Origin of the sequence: Mangrovibacterium marinum, from assembly GCF_003046625.1 — a bacterium.
GTDB classification, from domain to species: Bacteria; Bacteroidota; Bacteroidia; order Bacteroidales; family Prolixibacteraceae; genus Mangrovibacterium; species Mangrovibacterium marinum.
The window spans coordinates 66,388-87,558 of record NZ_QAAD01000018.1 but is presented as its reverse complement, the minus strand read 5'-3'; the positions used below and the strand labels follow the sequence as shown (position 1 = coordinate 87,558).

General features: G+C 49.0%; 1 protein-coding gene. It reads right to left on the bottom strand.

Annotation, left to right across the window (positions count from 1 at the left end):
- On the bottom strand, positions 1 to 19,180 hold a 19,180-nt coding region (locus C8N47_RS14825), incomplete at its 3' end, for an HYR domain-containing protein (RefSeq protein WP_170111412.1).
- Positions 19,181 to 21,171 lie beyond the last annotated feature (1,991 nt).

The window sequence follows — 21,171 nt, the reverse complement described above, 5'->3', positions numbered from 1 at the left end:
CATGGGTGAAGCTCGACTCATCAATGCCGCAGTTGTCGGAAGCTGAGCCGCCGGCTGTTGTAAACTCAGCAAAGGTTGTGTAAGCCGGTTGCTCGCTGATAGCACAAACTGCGGTCAGGTTACCCGGACAAGTGATGCTCGGCAGCTCTTCATCGTCAATCACAATCAGCTGCTCACAGGTCTGAACATTGCCGCAAAGGTCGGCGATTTGGTAAGTCCGCGTAATAGTTTCGGGACAACTATTACCATCGCTCACATCGCCAACATGGGTGAAGCTCGACTCATCAATGCCGCAGTTGTCGGAAGCTAATCCGCCGGCTGTTGTAAACTCAGCAAAGGTTGTGTAAGCCGGTTGCTCGCTGATAGCACAAACTGCGGTCAGGTTACCCGGACAAGTGATGCTCGGCAGCTCTTCATCGTCAATCACAATCAGCTGCTCACAGGTCTGAACATTGCCGCAAAGGTCGGCGATTTGGTAAGTCCGCGTAATGGTTTCAGGACAACTATTACCATCGCTTACATCGCCAACATGTGCGAAGCTCGACTCATCGATGCCGCAGTTGTCGGAAGCTGATCCGCCGGCTGTTGTAAACTCAGCAAAGGTTGTGTAAGCCGGTTGCTCGGAGATAGCACAAACCGCGGTCAGGTTACCCGGACAAGTGATGCTCGGCAGCTCTTCATCGTCAATCACAATCAGCTGCGTACAGGTCTGCAAATTGCCGCAAAGGTCGGCGATTTGGTAAGTCCGCGTAATGGTTTCAGGACAAGTACTACCATTGCTCACATCGCCAACATGGGTGAAGCTCGACTCATCAATGCCGCAGTTGTCGGAAGCTGATCCGCCGGCTGTTGTAAACTCAGCAAAGGTTGTGTAAGCCGGTTGCTCGCTGATCGCACAGACTGCTGTCAGGTTATCCGGACAAGTGATGCTCGGCAGCTCTTCATCGTCAATCACGATCAGCTGTGTACAGGTCTGAACATTGCCGCAAAGGTCGGCGATTTGGTAAGTCCGCGTAATGGTTTCAGGACAACTAGCATTATCGCTCACATCGCCAACATGCGTGAAGCTCGACTCATCAATGCCGCAGTTGTCGGAAGCTGAGCCACCAGCGTTTACAAAGGCGGTGTAATCGGCATAAGCCGGTTGCTCGTTAATGTCACATACTGCGGTGAGGTTACCCGGACACGTAATCGTTGGAAGAACATCATCATCAACCGTAATAGTCTGAGTTACCAAAATCTGGTTGCCGCAGTCATCTGTCACGCTGTATGTCCGGGTGATGGTTTCCGGGCAAGTCTGGTTATCCGACACATCACTCACCCAAGCCACAACCGGATTTGCGGTACAATTGTCCGCTTCATCAGTCACAACCGTAATATCGACAGACGGCACATCGCCTATACATTGAACGATAACTGTTTCCGGGTTGCTCGCCGTCGGATTGGTGGTATCGTCAATGGTGATGGTTTGATCAGCCGTTGCACTATTGCCGCAAAGGTCGTAAACGGTGAATGTACGCGTGATTGTCTCCGGACAGCTACTGTTGTCTGTTGCATCCATGTAGGTTATATAATCTACTTCACAGTTATCTGCAGCTAATGCTCCTGGTTCTGCCAGATATTCAGCCAGGGTAATGCTTACCGGGCTTTCGCTGTATGCCAATGTTGAGCTTGCTGCAATAACTGCCGTTGCACAGCCTTCCAGATCAAGCGCCGTTGGTGCAGTGATCGTTGGATCTGTTGTATCGTCTACATTGATTGTCTGATCGCAACTCGCACTATTCCCCGAACCATCATACACCGTCCAGGTTCGGGTGACAACAATCGGACAGGAACCGTTGACAACATCCACATATTCAACGCCTGCAATACTACAATTGTCGGTGGCTGTACCCTGGTTTGTTGCATTGATAAATTCAGCATAAGACGAGTTGGCTGTCGTCTCGGAAATAGCAGGGCCTGTAATGACGTTGGTATCACAACCTTCCAGGTTACGTGCCACACAGGTAACCTCCGGAGGTGTAGTATCAATAACCGCGACAATATGCGAACATTGATCGGAACCGGAAAGATTTGACGCACTCCAGGAAATAGTCGATGTTCCAAGTTGGAAAGCATAATTCCCGATAGGGTCAGCATCTTCAAAAACAGCTTTTGTATACGTTCTCGTTAATCCGGTGCTGCCATCAGGATCAGTGATCGTAAATGTCCATTCAATTTCAGGTACCCCTTCCAGTAATTTTGCAAATCCCGGGTCAAATATATGCTCACAGTTTGCATCGGCATAAACAGTCGTATCCGGGGGACACTCAATCACCGGAGGCCCTGTTACAGTAACGGTGAACGAACAATCTAACTGATGCCCGTTGCCATCTTCAAAATAATAAGTAATCGTGGTTACTCCCAGATCATAGGTATGCTCCCCTATCAGCAGGTTAATGCCGAAAGGATCGTTATAAACCGAATCGAGACTACCGGAAGGATCCAGGACTGTATAGATCAAGGTCGAGTCGCAGTTATCGGCGTAACTTGGCAAGCCCACGTCGACCCCTGAAGCGAATGTTTGATTTAAATCGGCCGGAACGGTAATGCTCGGTGGACAGCTTAATGAAGGTAGCCGATCGATCACTTCAAATGTTTGCACACAGCTAGTCTCATTGCCCGAATTATCAGAAATCGTCCATGTTACCGTATGAACACCGATCGGATACTCACCACTTGCATCGGTGGGGCTGGCTCCGTAAGGACTATCATGCGTTATCGTATAGTTGGCGGTGACACAATGATCGTTTATTGTTGGCGGTGATACCGTAACGGGGGCATCGCAAGAAACAGCATCAACAGTTACATCAGCCGGATTTGACGGACAAGTATAAACCGTCCACGAGATATCGTCCTGCAACATGGTAACCGTGAACGAACAATTCACTGAATTACCATCCGGGTCGGTTACGGTATAGGTCACCGTGTTCTGGCCAACCGGGAACTCCAGGTCGGAAGGAACCAGGCCGTCACCCGAAGCAGTCCAGCCGCCAAATTCCGAAACAATTGAATAGCTTAGTTCCAGGGAATCGTTAGGCCAACAGGGAGCTGAATAAGTTGGTGGGGCAAGAACCGGTGGTAAGGCCTCACAATTGTCTTCTGTCATCGTTCCCTCTACATCATCCGGACAGTCTATTGAGGGTAATGCAGTCCCGATAACCTCTACTGTTACAACACAGGTCGTTTCGTTACCCGAATTATCACGAATAGTCCAGGTCACCTCGGTTGTTCCTACCGGGAATGTCTCATTTACGATGGATGCTCCGCCATTGTAATCATTGGTAATGGTATAGGTGGCCGTAACACAATGGTCATTTATCGTTGGAGCAGGCAAGCTGAGTGTCGTCTCACAATCTGTTGCACCAAGCGTCTGGGATACGGATGCCGGCGGACAGCTATAAACCGTCCACGAGATATCGTCCTGCAACATGGTAACCGTGAAGGAACAATTCGCTGAATTACCATCCGGATCGGTTACGGTATAGGTCACCGTGTTCTGGCCAACCGGGAACTCCAGATCGGAAGGAACCAGGCCGTCTCCCGAAGCAGTCCAGCCGCCAAATTCCGAGACAATTGAATAGCTTAGTTCCAGGGAATCGTTAGGCCAACAGGGAGCTGAATAAGTTGGTGGGTCAAGAACCGGCGGCAAGGCCTCACAATCATCTTCAGTCATCGGTCCCTCTACATCATCCGGACAGTCTATTGAGGGTAGTGCAGTCCCGATAACCTCTACTGTTACAACACAGGTTGTTTCGTTACCCGAATTATCACGAATAGTCCAGGTCACCTCGGTTGTTCCAACCGGGAATGTCTCGTTTACGATGGACGGGCCATTATTGTAATCATTGGTAATGGTATAGGTGGCGGTAACACAATAATCATCGATCGTTGGTGGATCTAAAGACAAGGTCGCTTCACAGTCTGTTGAACCAAGGGTTACCGGATCCGGATCTGAAGGACAATCGATAAACGCGTAAGGAATCTCATCGCGCAACATGGTGACTGTAAACGAACAGGTTGCATCGTTGCCGTCCGGGTCAGTCACTGTATATTCGACATTCGACACGCCTACCGGGAAACTAAATCCGGCAACCGATCCAACACCGGTCGTATCCCAGGCTCCTGTTATTTCGAAGGTTAAATCCAGCGAATCCAAAGGCCAGCAATCATCACTATATATCGGATCAACGAGCGTGGGCGGAATTGCATAACAATCGGTCGCATCCATCGTACCCTCCACATCCTGGCAGCCGGCAATTTCAATACTCGGTGGTGTCACATCCACAATTGTGACGGTGAAGCTACAATCTGCAGTCAATCCGGCAGCATCCGTTGCCGTATAGGTAACTGTTGTTACGCCCACCGGAAAGCTTAAGCCGGTTACCGTTCCGTTACCGCTATCCGTTGTTCCATCAGGCAATAAGCGTGAGTAGCTCAATGTTGGGGTCGAACAATCATCGCTCATCGTTGCATTCGTAGGGCTGGCCAGCGTTTTAGAACAATTATTCGGAGCAGCAACTTCCTGAACATTCCCCGGACAAGTTATTGTTGGCGCCACATCGTCGGTAATGGTGTAGGTCGCCGAAGTTGAAGCTGAATTACCGCAATCGTCGGTAACAATCCAGGTTATTGTAATTTGTTGGTTGGCCGGAGTACCACCCCATGTTTGGCTTGCGCTGTTGTCGGTCCAATCTAATGAGGAATCACAATTATCGGTTGCTGCCGCTCCTGCTCGTGTTGACAACCAGTTTTGATAGCCGGAATCATTATTCGGATCAGCAGTCACACAATTAGACTGTCCGTTGGCTGCCAGAGGAGAGAAAACCGGCGCCGTGGTATCATCTACCGTAATGGTCTGCGTACATTCCACATAATTGCCGCAGCCATCGGTCGCCCTGTAGGTGCGGGTAATAACTTCAGGACAGCTATTGTCATCCGAAACATCACCAATATGAGTTACCGTAACGGGGCCGGCACAGTTATCGGTCGCTGAAACAGCAGACGTGTTCACCGCAGGAATATCTGCCGTACACTGAACGGTAACATCTGCCGGGCAGCTAATGGTTGGGGCAATATCATCGGCCACCGTGATGATCTGATCATGCGTTGTTGTATTATCACAGTCGTCAGTCAAGCTCCAGGTACGGGTGATGATCACACTACAAGGATCTGAATTATCAACAACATCGGTAAATGTTGCATCGAGGCTGGTATCGCAGTTATCAGCTTCGTCGGTCACATCGCCGGTAGCCGTTATCGTGGCATCGTAGTTACAACTCGCATCCCGATAGATTGTAATATCTGCCGGAGCGGTGAATGTCGGTCCAAGGTTATTATCGGCAACTGTTATGGTTTGTATTTGCACCGTTTGGTTTCCGCAGTCATCTTCCAGGAACCAGGTGCGTTCGATAATCACCTCGCCATCGCATGAACCGGGAATCACAACATCAGAATAGGTGGCCTCCAATCCGGTAGAGCAGTTGTCATGTTCATCGGTCACATCGCCGGTCACATCGGTTGACGCATCGTAATTACAGTCTGCATCCTTGGTGATTATTTTATCTGCCGGTACGGTGAAAATCGGTGCTTCAGAATCGATTCTTCGCGTAACGGCCGGCGATGCGCTACACACGGGATCTCCGCTTACTTCATTAGCAGGAATAGTATCGCAGGCAATTGCCAGTCTATAGCGTGTTCTGATCCGATAGCCATCACAATTATCGGCCGTAGGTGGCGTATTGGCGCCCCAGGTTGCTCCATCGTTAAAACTGTATTCGACATCAAACCCGTAAACAGGTGTTGGAGGCGTAACCACGATTGGGCCACAACCTTCATTTACGGTTGGAGTGGGTGCTGCCGGGAAGACAACAAAACTGGCCGTACCTTCACAACCGCCGGCAAGGGTGGTATAGGTCGCCTCAAAACAACCGGGCTCGGTGGCCGTAAATACCCCGTTATTATCAATGAAACCACCACCGGTAACAGTCCAGGTACCACCATCCGGCGCTTCTGTCTGATAAAAGGTTACCGGATCGCCGCCCACACAAGCATTAGTGGTAGTAACCACCGGGTTGTTGATTACCGATACAATGTACTCCGTAGCGGATCCCGGGCATCCGGCAATAAAAACCGTTAAGGTATATTCGGTCGTTGTCGGCGGGAGAACAACAACAACTTCCCCGGATCCACCCGGAATTTGGTCAATCGGTCCCCATTGATAGGTAATATCGGGAGGTGGAGAGGGCAACCCAATATTGTCGACTGCCCAAACGCTACATTCGGTAGGACTATCAAACTCAAAGCGGATTCGCAGATTGTCCGTTCCAATATAGGATGACAAGTCTACTCCCACATCGTTGATAACATTGGGCATTCCGCTCATCAAATTACCGGAATAACTGGCCAATGGAATAGTGTAGTTATTTCCACCGTCGGTTGAAAGCATGATCCTTGCTGTTGCATCCACATCCAGCATATAGGCGTGTTTAAAGGTCAGCTCGGCCGACGACATGGTAGACGGCAGACTGAACACTGGTGTTTCCATCCAGGAATTGACACCACCACTGGTTATCGCAAATTTCGTATTATCGGCCGTATCAAACTCATGTCCACCGCAGAATGTCTTTGGCCCATTGGTCTCGGCCCAGGGGCCTATTCGTTCATTATCATTTGAAGCTGGGAAGTTCTTATAAGGCACTCCATCCAAGTACACAACCCATCCCTTCGGGTTAGCATTGTTAAAGTCACCACCAGTAATAATGTCCAGATCAAAGTCTATTTGAGGTACAGTCCCAGTTAGTGTCACCGGTTCCCCGGAACAAACATCGCCACCGGAAGCTGTGATGACAGGCGTAAACTCGGGTACAACTCCCACCTTTGCAAGCCCCGAATAAACCGGCGTACAATTATCATTTCCGACTAATGCTGTAAACAACGCGGTATTCGGAATGTCGTTGTAGGTATACGTGTCAGTCGTAACGTGAATTGTATCCCAGGTAGCTCCTCCGTCCAGCGACATTTCCCATTGGATTACGTTTCCAACATAACTTTCCAATGTTAAAGTTCCCGTGTTATCTGCTGTACATGCAGTAGAGATAGCAGGAGAAATGAAGCCTCCGTCAGGCAGGTCATCAACCTGAATAGAACCACTCAAAGATGTATTTGCACAAGGTCCGGTCGTGGTTAGTGAATAATTGAAGCTTCCTGACTCCGATGGTGCACCTGAAATGGTGTAAACTTTAGTGGCTGAGTCATAGTTTCCGGAAACATCGTCGGGCAGATTGCCCCCCAAAACAACCCCGGTTGCTGAACCTCCGATTGTATAACTAATAGCTTCAATCGGGTTATAAATACATACAGACTGGCCTGCATCTCCACTGGTTAGAGCAATCGTTGCATCATCGGTTACCGAAATACTACCGCTCAACGATGGATTAGCGCATGGAGATCCGGTTGTTGAAACGGTGAATGGGAAAGTACCTGCAACGGTAGGTGTGCCGCTAATGGTAAATAATCCGGTCGCACTGCTGTATAATCCGGTTACTCCTCCAGGCAATGAACCGGCTGTAATTTCGGCTCCTGTGGCATTTCCACCAATCAGATACGAGATATTGCCTATCGGCGTGTTTTTACAAACCGTTTGTGTGGCTGTTCCTCCACCAAGATTGATCGTCCCGACACCATCAACAGTGATTGTTCCACTAACAGAAGGATTCACACAAGGACTACCGGTGGTTGTAACCGTATAATTAAATGTTCCCGCTTCGGTCGGTGTACCCGAGATGGTATAAGTTTTAGTCCCTGAGTTATAAGATCCGCTAACACCATCGGGCAAAGCCCCTGACAAGCTCACATTTGTTGCTGAGCCTCCAACGGTGAAGTCAATATCCGTAATGGCAACGTCGATACAAACGGTTTGGTTTTTATTTGCAGGATCACTGATCGTCCCGTTGGTATTCACCGTCAGTGTTGCCGCATTTGATGTGACCGACGAACAGGTAAAACCGGATGGGCCAGAGATTACCACATCGTAATTTCCGGCATCGGCTGTCGAAATATTCGTTAAGGTATAAGACGATGCGGTAGCACCTCCGATAGCAACTCCGCCTTTCCGCCACTGGTAAGTTAACGGAACTCCACCGGCATCGGCCACAACACCAAAGGAAACATTAGCGCCCTCGCAGCGGGTGATTGATGCCGGTGGCGTTGTGATGGTGATGGCCTCATCAACATTCAGTGTAACCGTCGCCGATTGCACAGAAGAACAAGGAGCAAGACCGCTCACAACAACATAATAGGAGCCATCGTCAGTTAAAGCCACCGAGCCAAAAGTCAATGTTGCTGAAGTTGCACCTGAAATTGGCGAACTACCTTTATACCATTGATAAGTTAAGCCATCACCAACAGCAACAACTGTGAGGCTTGCCGACTCGCCCACACAGACACCGGTGTTAGACGGTTGGCTGGTAATAACCACTTTTTTACGGATGGTAATTGTTATTGCGTCACTAACCGGGTCGCAGGGGCTTGATCCGACATTTGTAGTCAACGTCAAGGTAACTGATCCGGCAGTAATTTCGGCATTACTCGGCGTATAGCTTGCATTCAGGTCATTACGATTTGTACTAAACGTTCCTGTTCCTCCGGTCCAACTTGCCGAAACAGCACTCCCTCCAAAGCCACCTGCTAATAGCGCTGCATCGCCTTGACAAATGGTTTGATCGGGCCCGGCATCAACGGTAGCCAGTGGATCGACAGTAATGGTATAAGTATCTGTTGCCGTTCCGCAATTACCATTGCTTGTAACGGTCATCGTCAGCGTGACAATCTCACCGGCATCTCCGACTGCAGGCGTATAAGTCGGTGTTAAAGTGGTCCCCCCCGCAGTAATTGATCCAGCCCCGTCCGCTGTCCATAAAATGGTTCCATAGCTTGCCGTGGCTTCTCCCGATGACAAGGTATAGGTATCGTCAACACAGATGGTGGCACTACCACCCGCAGAAGCCGTTGGAAGCGGATCGACATTCACCGTGTAGCTTGCAGTAGCCGTTTCTCCGGCACAATTGTTCGTACTGGTTACAGTCATTGTCAGGGTTACCGTTTTGCCGGCATCACCAGCCGCAGAAGTGTAGCTCGGTGTTAAACTGGTCTCATCGGTTAGCGTTCCTGTTCCATCGTGCGTCCACAACACATCACTGTTATTGGCAGATGCTTCGCTCACTGTCGCTGTTTCGTCGACACAGATTGTAGTACTACCGCCGGCTATGGCAACAGGCAGCGGATCGACCTGAACCGTATAGCTTGCAGTTGCAGTCTCACCGGAACAACTATTCAAGCTTGATACTGTCATTTCGAGCGTCACGGTACCACCTGCATCTCCCGCTGCAGGCGTGTAAGTCGGTGTTAAAGTATTCGCATTTGATAAAGAACCGGAGCCGTCGTGGGACCACAAGATACTGCCGTTATTGGCTGATGCTCCACTGACCGTCGCTGTTTCGTTCACACAAATTGCCTGGCTACCACCAGCAGAAGCAGTGGGCAGCGGATCAACCTGAATGGAATAAGTAGCCGTAGCCGTAGCAGAACCACAGGCGTTGTTGCCCGTTACGGTCATCGTCAAGGTTACTGTCTTACCGGCATCGCCTGCTGCTGCAGTATAGGTTGGCGTCAAGCTTGATCCGTTCGTAATTGAACCGCTACCATCATGATCCCATGAAATGGTAGTATAATTGCTTGCTGTCGCTTCTCCTGCACTCAAGGTGTAAGCCGAATTTTCACAAATTGTAGCGCTTCCTGCGGCACTGGCTGTTGGCAACGGATCAACCGTTATTGTTCTTGTATCAGTTGCCGCTGAACAACCTCCCGGGGCATTCGTAGTTAGCCTCAATGTAACCGTTCCACTGAAATTAGCAGCCGGTGTATAAGTAACTGCATCAGGAGAAGCTGTTTGCGCTGTACTGCTTAACGATCCTCCACCAGCATCGATCGACCAGGCTCCTGTTGTCGCTCCACCTCCAACACTCGAACTAGACAATGTAATAGGCGACGGTGTGGCGGACTGGCAAACAACATCAGGACCTCCGGCTTCGGCTGTTGGGTAAGCCAGAACTGTAATTTTCATGGTGTCGGACACAAATTCACAACCAACGACAGATAAATTGGACTGCAAAACAACGTAAAGAACTCCGGTGGTAAAACCATCCGGGAAATTATAGGTTGTCTGCAATTTATCGCCACCTAGAGTACCTCCCGATATCAGTACCCAATCCCATTCCGATTTTTTGTTCGGGCTAACAGCACCGTCAACTTGTCCATTCAGCTCAACCGAGCTTTCCCCCTGACAGACGATCTGGTCCGGACCGGCGTAAACCGAGGCATCAGCAGCAACAGTTACCGCGTGCGTTTGTACTGCCCCTGGACCACATACATTATTCGCAGTAACAGTAACATTTCCACTTGATGCTCCGATGGGAACAGTCACGGTTATCGATGTTGTCCCCTGTCCTGCATCAATAGTCCATCCTGTTGGCACAGTCCAGGTGTAGTAATCGGCACCGGTTGCACCGGATGTGGTATAAACAGTCGTCAATGTCGGACAAATAGCCGTTAATCCGTCAATTGCTCCAGGAATAGCAGGCGGTGATGTGACTACATTTACCGGGAAAAGACTGGCTGTACTGGTTCCGCAACTGTTACCGGCTGTCACGCTAATATTGCCGCTAACAGCTGTAGCTGTCGCTTCAACCGTGATTGAAGTTGTTCCCTGCCCCCCGGTAATGGTCCAGCCGGAAGGAACAGTCCAAGTGTAAGTCGTTGCATCTGTTACTGCAGCAATACTATAAGTAAATTCGGTATTATCGTTACAAACATCACTATTACCGGCAATAATGCCGGGGGTAGCAGGCGGCAGCGGACTAACATTGATGGTATAATTGGCAGTCGCCGTAGCAGGAGCACAAGCATTGTTACTGCTCACGGTCATGGTGAGCGTCACGGTTTTTCCTGCATCACCTACTGCTGCCTCGTAGGTCGGAGTCTCGGTGGTCGCACCAGCAGTTATGCTACCCGCCCCGTTTTCGGTCCATGAAATCGTTCCGTATGCAGCGCTTGCTTCTCCACTGGTCAGCGTATAAGTTTCATCGGAACATATTGTTGCGTTCCCGCCAGCACTGGCTGTTGGCAACGGATCTACATTCACGGTGTAAGTTGCTGTGGCTGTCGATCCACAGGTATTGTTGCTGGTCACCGTCATCGTCAGAGTCACCGGAGTTCCAACATCACCTGCCGCAGGCGTATAGGTTGGTGTTAAAGTTGTTCCGTTGCTGATTGAACCATTACCATCATGAGCCCATGAAACGGAAGCGTAATTGGTCGCTGTTGCTTCGCCTGAACTTAGAGTGTAGCTACCATTTTCACAAATCGTAGCACTTCCACCGGCACTAGCTGTTGGCAGCGGATCAACCTGGATGCTGTAAGTAGCGGTTGCCGTAGCAGTTCCACATGTGTTATCGCCAGTCACGGTCATCGTCAAGGTTACCGTTTTGCCGGCATCAGCTGCAGCTGCAGTATAGGTTGGTGTCAGCGTATTTACATCAGCTGTAATGTTTCCGGCTCCGTTTTCGGTCCACGAAATTGTTGAATAATTCGTGGCTGTTGCTTCACCCGAACTTAATGTGTAAATATCATCTTCGCAAATAGCTGCACTTCCTCCGGCACTGGCTGTTGGCAGCGGATCAACCTGGATGGTATAGCTGTCCGTTGCTTCTTCATCAAGCGTACAAATCTCACTCGATGCGGTTAAGTCAACAGTCACGACATCATCATCTGAAGGTGTATAAGTATAGGTACTGCTATTTGTCCCAACCGGCGAGCCATCGACATACCATTGATAAGTTGGGATAAGTCCGCCGTTGGTTGGTGTCGCGGTAAAGGTAACCGAAGAGCCCGAGCAAACAGGATCGGCACTGGCTGCTATGTCCACACTAACTGTCTGGTTCGCATTAACCACCATCAAAACCGGATCTGAAGTCGCCTCCCCATTATTTAAGGTACAGATATCGCCTGATGCGGTCACCATCAGAGTCACCTCATCTCCTTCATTCAACGAACTGGAAGAGAAAGTACTGCTTGTTGCACCTGGAACATCAACGTCGTTAATTTTCCATTGATAGCTCGGTGCTGCACCTCCATTAACAACCGTCGAAGTAAAGTTAACCGTAGTACCGTCACAAATATCGTTGGCATCTTCCGAAATCGTAACCGAGGTGGTGTACGACGGATTCACCGTCATGGTGATGACATTACTCTCGATCGCTCCCGGGCAAGGGGTATCGGATGTGGTAACAACCAGCTTTATTTTCTCCGCATTATCAAGTGAAGCTGATGTAAAAGTTGTCCCGTTTTCTCCGGGAATATTGCTCCAGCTTACACCTCCATCATCTGAAATCTGCCATTGATAAGTAGCACCTGCTCCTTCATTTGCTACGTTCGATGAAAAAGTGACCGACTCACCCCAACAAATTGTTCCGGTCGGAGTCCGTGATATGGCGACAGTTGTAATAGGTTCAACAATGATTGTCGTTGATTCGCCAATCGGTGTGGAGCAAGCGGGTGTATCCTGATATTCTGCACTCACCAGGTTATAATCGAAAGTACCTTCCGCATTTATAGTTGCCGGTATAGATACGCTACTGCTGGCATCAATATCGACGGTAAAATCCGTACCACCATCGATATTATACGTAATGGTTACCGGTAAATTAACATTATTGGTAAAAGTGATTTGCGGATTTCCAACATTAGCACAAACTGTAGCTCCCCCGCTGATTTCCACATCCGGAACAGGCTTCACCGTAACAGTCAACTCGAAAGTTGATCCGTCACAAGTCCCCGCAGTTGGGGTAACTTCGTAAACAACAGTCTGTACAGTGGTTGATGAATTAACCAAAGTTCCTCCAATAGTCGATCCGGTTCCAGCGGCCGCACCTGTACCACCACTATCCGACAAGACCACCCAACTGTAACTAGTTCCGGATGGCACAATCCCATTCGTAACATTCACCGGTGTCACGGAAAAAGCGACTCCACTACAGGCCATGGCGGTCATATCCGGGATTGACGGTTCCGGGTTAACTGTTACACTCACGGTGAAGTCACTGCCCGGACAACCTTCGGCAGAAGTTGGCGTTACCGAATAAGATACAATTTTGGCCGTGGTGGTTGAATTAACCAGCGTTCCGGAAGTAAAAGCGGAAGCATTCGTTCCCGATGAAGTTCCGCTAATCCCCGAAACACTTGGTGCAGACCAGGTATACGTTGTATTGTCGGGTATCGTACCGTTTGTCCCGTCCGCCAGAGTCGGATCGAAGCTTTCGCCACTACATATTGTGGCGGTTAGCGGACTGATGGCCGGTTTCGGATTGACGGTCACGACAAGATCAAAGGGCGTCCCGGCACAGCTTCCCGACAATGGAGTAACCGTATAAGTTGCTGTTTGTGGCGAGCTTGTCACGTTGGTAAGCGTACCGCTGATACTTATTGCTCCGCTGCCAATTGTTCCACCGGTCATTCCTCCTGTCACAACCGGTGCCCCCCAACTGTACGTTGTATTGGATGGAATATTTCCATCGGTTCCATGCGCCGGGGTCACCGAAAAGGGAGCATTGGTACAAACCGCTTCGGTCAGGTCATCAATATCGGGAACCGGATTAACGGTTACAGTCAACGTAAACGGATCGCCGCCACAGCTTCCTGCGGTTGGGGTAACATTATAAACAACTGTTTGTGCGGTATTGCCCGAATTGCTCAACAATCCGCTAATGGATGAACCACTGCCCGCCCCCTCGCCGGAGATGTTGCCCCCTGCAGAAACTACATCCCAAACATAAGTTGTACCCGAAGGAACGATTCCGTTTGTACCATTGGCAGGTGCTACGTTAAAACCATTATCGCTGCAAAAACTCCGGCTCATATCGTTGATATCCGGCTCTGGAGTCACGTTTACCGTCAACTTGAATATTCCGCCAATACAACCATTGAAAGATGGAGTTACCGAGTACGTTACGGATTGTGTCGTATTGGTTGTATTGCCAAGGGTTCCGGTGATACTTAAATTGGGCTCAGTATCATCACTACTTGTAGCTCCGGTAATACCGGCTGTTGACGACTGAACTTTCCAGCTGAAGTTTGTTCCCGCAGGAACCACGCCGTTAGGCCCGTCAACGGGTAACACATCGAAGCTTCCCGAATTACAGATCGTTATGGTGGAGTCATTGATATTCGGCGTTGGGTTAATCACAGCCGTTGCAGTCACCGGAGGGCCTTCACAATTATTCGCCGTGGGCGTAAAGGTAAAGGTTACCGTTACCGGAGCGCTGGTGGTGTTGGTTAAGTTCACAATAGGAACACTTCCCGTACCCGATTCATCAAGTCCCGTTACCTCAGTTAATTTGTCCCTTGTCCAGCTAAAGGTTGTGTTTCCCGTGGTGCTTGACGGGGTAATCGTACTTAAAGTCTCAATACCGGAACACCGGGTTTGTGTCAGCGGCGAAACAGTCGCAATTGGTGTGGGATAAACCGTCACCGTTGCATTAACAGGAGTTCCGGCGCAGCCATTTGTAGTTGCCGTTATTGTAAAGGTAACGATTACCGGGGAAGAGGTTGTATTCGTTAATGTACCTGAAATATTTCCGGAACCGGAAGCTGCAATACCCGTTACAGTACCCGTATTGTTTCGGGTCCAGTCGAATGAAGTTACTCCGGGCGTACTACTAGTCAAGACGATGGTCTCAATTGCCTCGGTTGAACAGATTCCTTGCGAGGCAGGTGTCGCAACAACATTTGCCCTTGGGGTAACCGTTACGGTAGCCGAACCCGAAACGCCCTTCGAACATGCCGGATTGGATTGGAACGCAACAGTAACCAGTTCATATAAGAAAGTTCCCGCTGTGCTTGTTGCTACCGCGACAGTTGCACTTCCATTTGCTGCTACATTTATCGGCGTTTGATCAACCGAGTTCTTCCTGTAAGTTACCGTAACAGGCAATGGCAGTGGATTCGTGAATGTTATATCCGGCGACTCATCATTCTGACAAACGGTGGTGGTTCCACCAATCGTAGCTGTTGCCGTTGGGTTAACGGTGATGGTGAATGTTCGGGGTGTTCCCACACAACCGTTTGCTGTTGGGGTCACCGTAATGGTAGCTGTTACCGGACTGTTTGTTGCATTTGTTGGCGTAAAGGTCGGGATATTACCGGAGCCGTTCGCAGCCAGGCCGATTGAAGGATTACTGTTCGTCCAGCTAAAGCTTGTTCCCGCAACAGGCCCTGTTATGCTGATTGCCGGAACTCCAACATTATTACAGTAGGTCTTATCGCTAATGACATCAACAGTCGGCGTTGGATAAACCGTAATCGTTGCCGATCCGGTTATGGGATTAGGACAGGCCGGAACGGAGGAATACTCCACACTCTCCAGTGTATAGACAAAATCGTCGGCCACACTTGTTGCCTGCGAAATGGTTGCATCATCATGCGGGTCAATCGGCACTGTTGTTACCGAGCCATTGACATTATAACGAACCACAACCGCCAAGTCCATGGGGTTACTGATGGTAACCATCGGTAAGGGTGAAGTCCCCCGACAAACCTGAATCGTTCCGCTGATGGTGGCTGTTGGGGTTGGACGAACTGTAACGGAAACCGAAGCAGTTGCTGTACAATTATTCGCATCTGTAACTTCAACCGAGTAGCTTCCGCTTGCTGCCGTGCTAATATTATTAATGGTCGGATTTTGCAGGGTTGAACTGAAATTGTTTGGGCCGCTCCATGAATAAGTATAATTTGATGTTCCTCCGGTTTGAGCGGCTGATAAAGTCAGCAGGTCGCCGGCACAAAGAACTGATGCGGGAGTGGTGGCAGATGCTGTTAAAAGATCCGGTATTGTTATATCGTAGCTGCATTGATCTTGATTTCCTGCTGCGTCACGTACGGTATATTCAATGGTCGTTGTTCCCCGGTTGAAGGTGTAAGTTCCAATTGCTGTGTTTCCCGAACCAGTTGACGCACCACTCATTGTCCAACTGAAGCTTGTCACCTCACAATTATCACTATAATCGGGAGCCGCTACATCAACCGTACCAGTACAGGCCGAATTTCCGGTAGCGGTATAGGAAGAAGGACAATTTACGGTTGGATCCTCATTATCATTAACGGTAACGGTAAAACTACATTCTGCAACATTGCCGGCCGCATCCGTCGCCCGATAAGTCACCGAGGTTGTTCCAACAGGGAACAGCGTGCCGGAATCCGGCCCGTCGGACTTAACAGTACTAACTCCGCTACAATTGTCTGAAACTACCGGCAGCGGATAGTTTACAATAGCACCACATTGTCCGGCGTCGTTATTGACGGTGATGGTGGCTGGACAGGTGATTACCGGATCTTCGTCATCTGTAACGGTAATATCAAAACTACATTGATCTGTATTGCCTGCCGGGTCAGTTGCCGTGGCAGTAACTGTAGTTGTGCCTACCGGAAATACAGTGAGCGGATCTTGACTGTAAGTTATAGTCGCAGAACAATTGTCGGTAGCTGTGGCTGTAAAATTAACAACAGCACCGCAATTACCGGCATCTGCTGTTTGGTTAATATTACCGGGACAGGTGATAACCGGATCAATCTGATCTTGAACCGTCACCGTGGCAGTACAGGTGGAAGAATTATTGGATTCGTCGGTAACGGTTAGGGTAACTATATTGGCTCCTAAATCATTGCAATCAAAACTGGTCTGATCCAAAGCAAAAGTCAAGTTAGCTGCTGTCGTACAATTATCACTACTATTATTGTTTATTTGTGCCGGCGTGATTGTAGCATTGCCGCTGCCATCCAACTGAACCGTGAGATTCTGACAATTGGCGTTCGGATCTTCATCATCGCTCACCTCCACATCAAAAACACAATCCACACTACCACAGCTATTCGTAGCAGTAACTGTAACCGTTGTAGTTCCTAAATTAAACGTAGAACCTGAGCCCGTGCCATTTCCACTTCCTGATGTTGGGGCAGAGAAGGAATAAGTCAAATCAGGGGCTGGTGTACCAGTTGCTGCAACAGTATAGATAGCAGTTGCAGCACACGTTCCTGCAATAGTGTTTACTGTGACTGGACTTGAAGGACAAGCAGTAAAAGCAGGCATTGTATTTACCGTAACACTCACAGCATCGCTAGCCGTAAATCCATTCCCATCCGTAACTGTAACCGTATAGTCTCCGGCATCTGCCGTGGATAAATTGGTACGTGTTGGGTTTTGATCAGTTGATGTAAAGCTATTTGGCCCCGTCCATTCATAGGTAAATGGTGCATCACCAGTTGGGATGGCACTTAGGCTTATGTCACTTCCCTCACATACCGGATTCGGAGCAACCGATGCAGTTACCGTAGGATCATCAGCCGTAATTCCGGTAATGTTAACATCACCGGTTAGGCCACTGAATGTAATTGTATTTCCTCCGGCTACATTGCCTTTTGTCCAGGGAAGTGCTCCGGTCCATGCGCCAGCAGCAATTTCTGACTCTGTTCCGACAATATCGGTCGGACGATAATCCGCAGTAAAGCTATAGTTCGGGGTTGTTATCCCGGTTAGTTCCACTGTCCAGTAGCGCGACAGATAATTGACATCACTTTCGTTCTCTTCAAAAACACCATCGGTTGTTGTAACTTTGATGGAAGCATCCGAGGCGTAGGAATCAGCTGAAATGGTTATCTCTACAGGAATTTCATTGCCGGAACCATCGCTTAGGTTAAAGGTATAAGTGCCATTAGCACCGATGGTTCGGGTAATCTCAAGTTCGGTTAGGTTCGTTGTGGTAATGTGCGGGATATCGATGGCACTAATAATTTGGTAAGTGTTGGCTGTGCCGTCTCCAAAATGAAAGACCCCATTCGTTATGGTTTTGGTTCCGTTGCCATCCTCTTCTGCAATGGCTAAATCAACGGCCGTTCCGCTGGTGCTATTGGCATTGATAATATTAATGGTTCCGCCTGTAAAACTGAAAGCGCCTTGCTGGGTTACATTTAAAGCCCCGGCTCCTGAAAGTCCATTTCCAACCGTAGCCAGATTGACTGTACCACCTGAAACAGTGATCCCCGATGGAATGCCGCTACCTCCGTCAGGCAACGTTCCCCCTGCCGAGTTATGCAGACGCCCCGTAACATTTACAGTGCTGCTATTCTGTACAACGAAAGCACCATCCGTGTTGATCTCAACACTATTGCCGTCAAAATCGCCGAAATTGGCCGTTCCCCCGTCAACCCGAATCAACCCTTTATTATTGATCGTGAAATTGCCGGTATTAAGTGTTGCGCCGTTTTTCACTTCCAGACCCGCTTCCCGAGGTATCGAAAAAGTATTTGAAATATCCGTCGTACCTCCGATAATCGACAATAAGCCATTTTGAAGCGAAAGATTTGAAACCGTGATATCCGACGAGACTGTTATCACGCTGCCAACATTCGATCCGGCATTGATGCGAAGACTCGCAAAGGCCGTTGGGGAGCTGCCGGTAATTTGGGAACCAGCAGTATTAAATGTTACCGTTCCTCCTCGGGCATCGAAAGTCCCGTTATTGGTCCAATTCCCCTGCGCTGTAATGGTAGAACCGGTATAGGTTGTGAGCGTTCCCCCATTATTGATGGAAATGCTTCCAGCAACGATCAGATTGCCGCCATCTAATATATTTAAGGTTCCTCCACTCTCGATGATTAAATCGCTGCAATAAGCATCGCCACTAATGCTCATTGTAACAGTCGAGGGTATCGTCACCACGTCGCCGGATGTCGGCACACCGGTCGGGTTCCAATTGGTTTCTGTATTCCAATCACCTCCGGTTGCAGTCGGTGGTGGCGGCAAAGCCAGGATTAGCGGAGAGAGTCGGCGGCGGTATTCGGTATTGGTGGTATTTCGGGTATTTCGGCTTCGGGTGGGCAGCGGAGCAGCCTGCTCCTGACTGTTCGTTGCGGTAAATCCCGGAGCGGAGCTTTGTGCCGGCAAGGCGAAAGAAACAGCTGTTGTGGACTCGTAAAAAGGGCTGGCGGGCGGTAAATAGGCATGAACGCTATTGGGCAGACTGCTAGCCTTCAAAGCGAATCCTTCTTCCGCTCCGTTGTTTAGCACAGATGCTCCTATAAAAAATGAAAAAGCCAGCAAGCATCCCCTACCCGTCCTGCCAATATATTTGACTACGCGTTTAATCATACACCAAGAAATACCGATCCGCACTAAGATTTAGCACTTTACGTTTAGTCTCTTTAACATTTCCTAACAAGTTACGACATCTCAACCAATTAAGTGCAATGCCAAATCATTTTTGTTAATAGTTGTTAAACATTTCAGGTTCCCAACGGCATTTTTATCGACCAACAGCGGTTTTTTATCGACAAAAACAACGAACATCTGCTCAAAAACAGGTCTAATTACCCCATATCAGCCGAAAATAGCAGCATCCGGAGGAGCAAATCGTCGGATTGTCGGACAAATTGAAGGACAAACTGAAGGATTGATGGCTTGGAAGAAGTCGCAGCCAGTGATAATTTACAATTTAACGATTTACCATTGACAATTGGAAGAAGGCACAGCCAGTGATAATTTACAATTTAGCGATTTACCATTGACGATTGAAAGAAGGCACAGCCAGGGATAATTTACAATTTAACGATTTACCATTGACGATTGGAAGAAGGCACAGCCAGGGATAATTTACAATTTAACGATTTACCATTGACGATTGGAAGAAGGCACAGTCAAAGACAATTTACTATTTAACGATTTACCATTGACGATTAAAGAAGTCACAGTCGCAGACTACTGGATGGATTGAAGGATTGAAGGATTGATGGACCAGTAACCAGTAACCAGTAACCAGTAACAAGCAACCAGCAACCAGCAACCAGCAACCAGCAACCAGTAACCAGTAACCAGCAACAAATCGCCCGTCCTTGTTTTACCCGCTGAGTCCCTAAAGGGAGAACCAACAAGGACTAATAGCCAGCAACCCTTTAACCGCAAAACGTGTCCCGAACTTGCTTCGGAGGGCGCAAAGAAGACGCTGAGTTCCGCAGAGATGACGGATGCTCAGCCTTTCAGGCTGCTAACCCCTAGCTGAGCTCCTGGCTATCTTGTCTCAATACTCAATACTCAATACTCACGTCTCACGACTCAATACTCACGACTGACCACTGAACTCTCGGATTGTTAGATTTCCGGCCTGATGAACTCCCCGACTTGTTGAATCGTTGTTACGACTGACTTTGAATTTTCAATAGCCAATGTTCAATATCGAATAACCAATAGAAACGCTCTGCGGAACTCTGTGCGGTCCTCAGTGTCCTCTGTGGTAAATAATGTGGTGGACTGAAGGATTGAAGAAGTCGCAGCCAGGGATAATTTACAATATAACGATTTACCATTGACGATTGGAAGAAATCGCGGTCACAGTCACAGTAGACAGACTGCCGGATTTTCAGATTGCTGGATAGACAGATTGAAGGACTGACAACAAATGACAATGATTGACAACGACTGACAACAAAATGACAACTCACATCTCACGTCTCAAGACTCACGACTCAAGACTGATCACTGAGACTGGATGGCTAGACTGAAGGATTGATGGATTGACGGACCAGAAACAAGCAACCAGTAACCAGCAACCAGCAACCAGCAACCAGCAACCAGCAACCAGCAACCAGCAACCAGCAACCAGTAACCAGCAACCAGCAACAAATCGCCCGTCCTTGTTTTACCCGCTGACTCCCTAAAGGGAGAACCAACAAGGACTAACAATTCAAGCTTCAAGCCTCAAGCCTCAAGCCTCAAGCCTCACACTTCACCCCGCCGGGGTATTTCTCTGCGTCTTCTCCGCGTCCTCCGCGTTTTCGTATTTTAACCGCGAAGAACGCAAAGGAGACGCTGAGTTCCGCAGAGATGACGGATGCTCAGCCTTTCAGGCTGCTAGCCTCCTTGCTGTGCTCCTGGCTATCTTGTCTCACGACTCACGACTCACGACTCAATACTCACGTCTCGCGACTCACATTTCACCCCGCCGGGGTATTTCTCTGCGTCTTCTCCGCGGT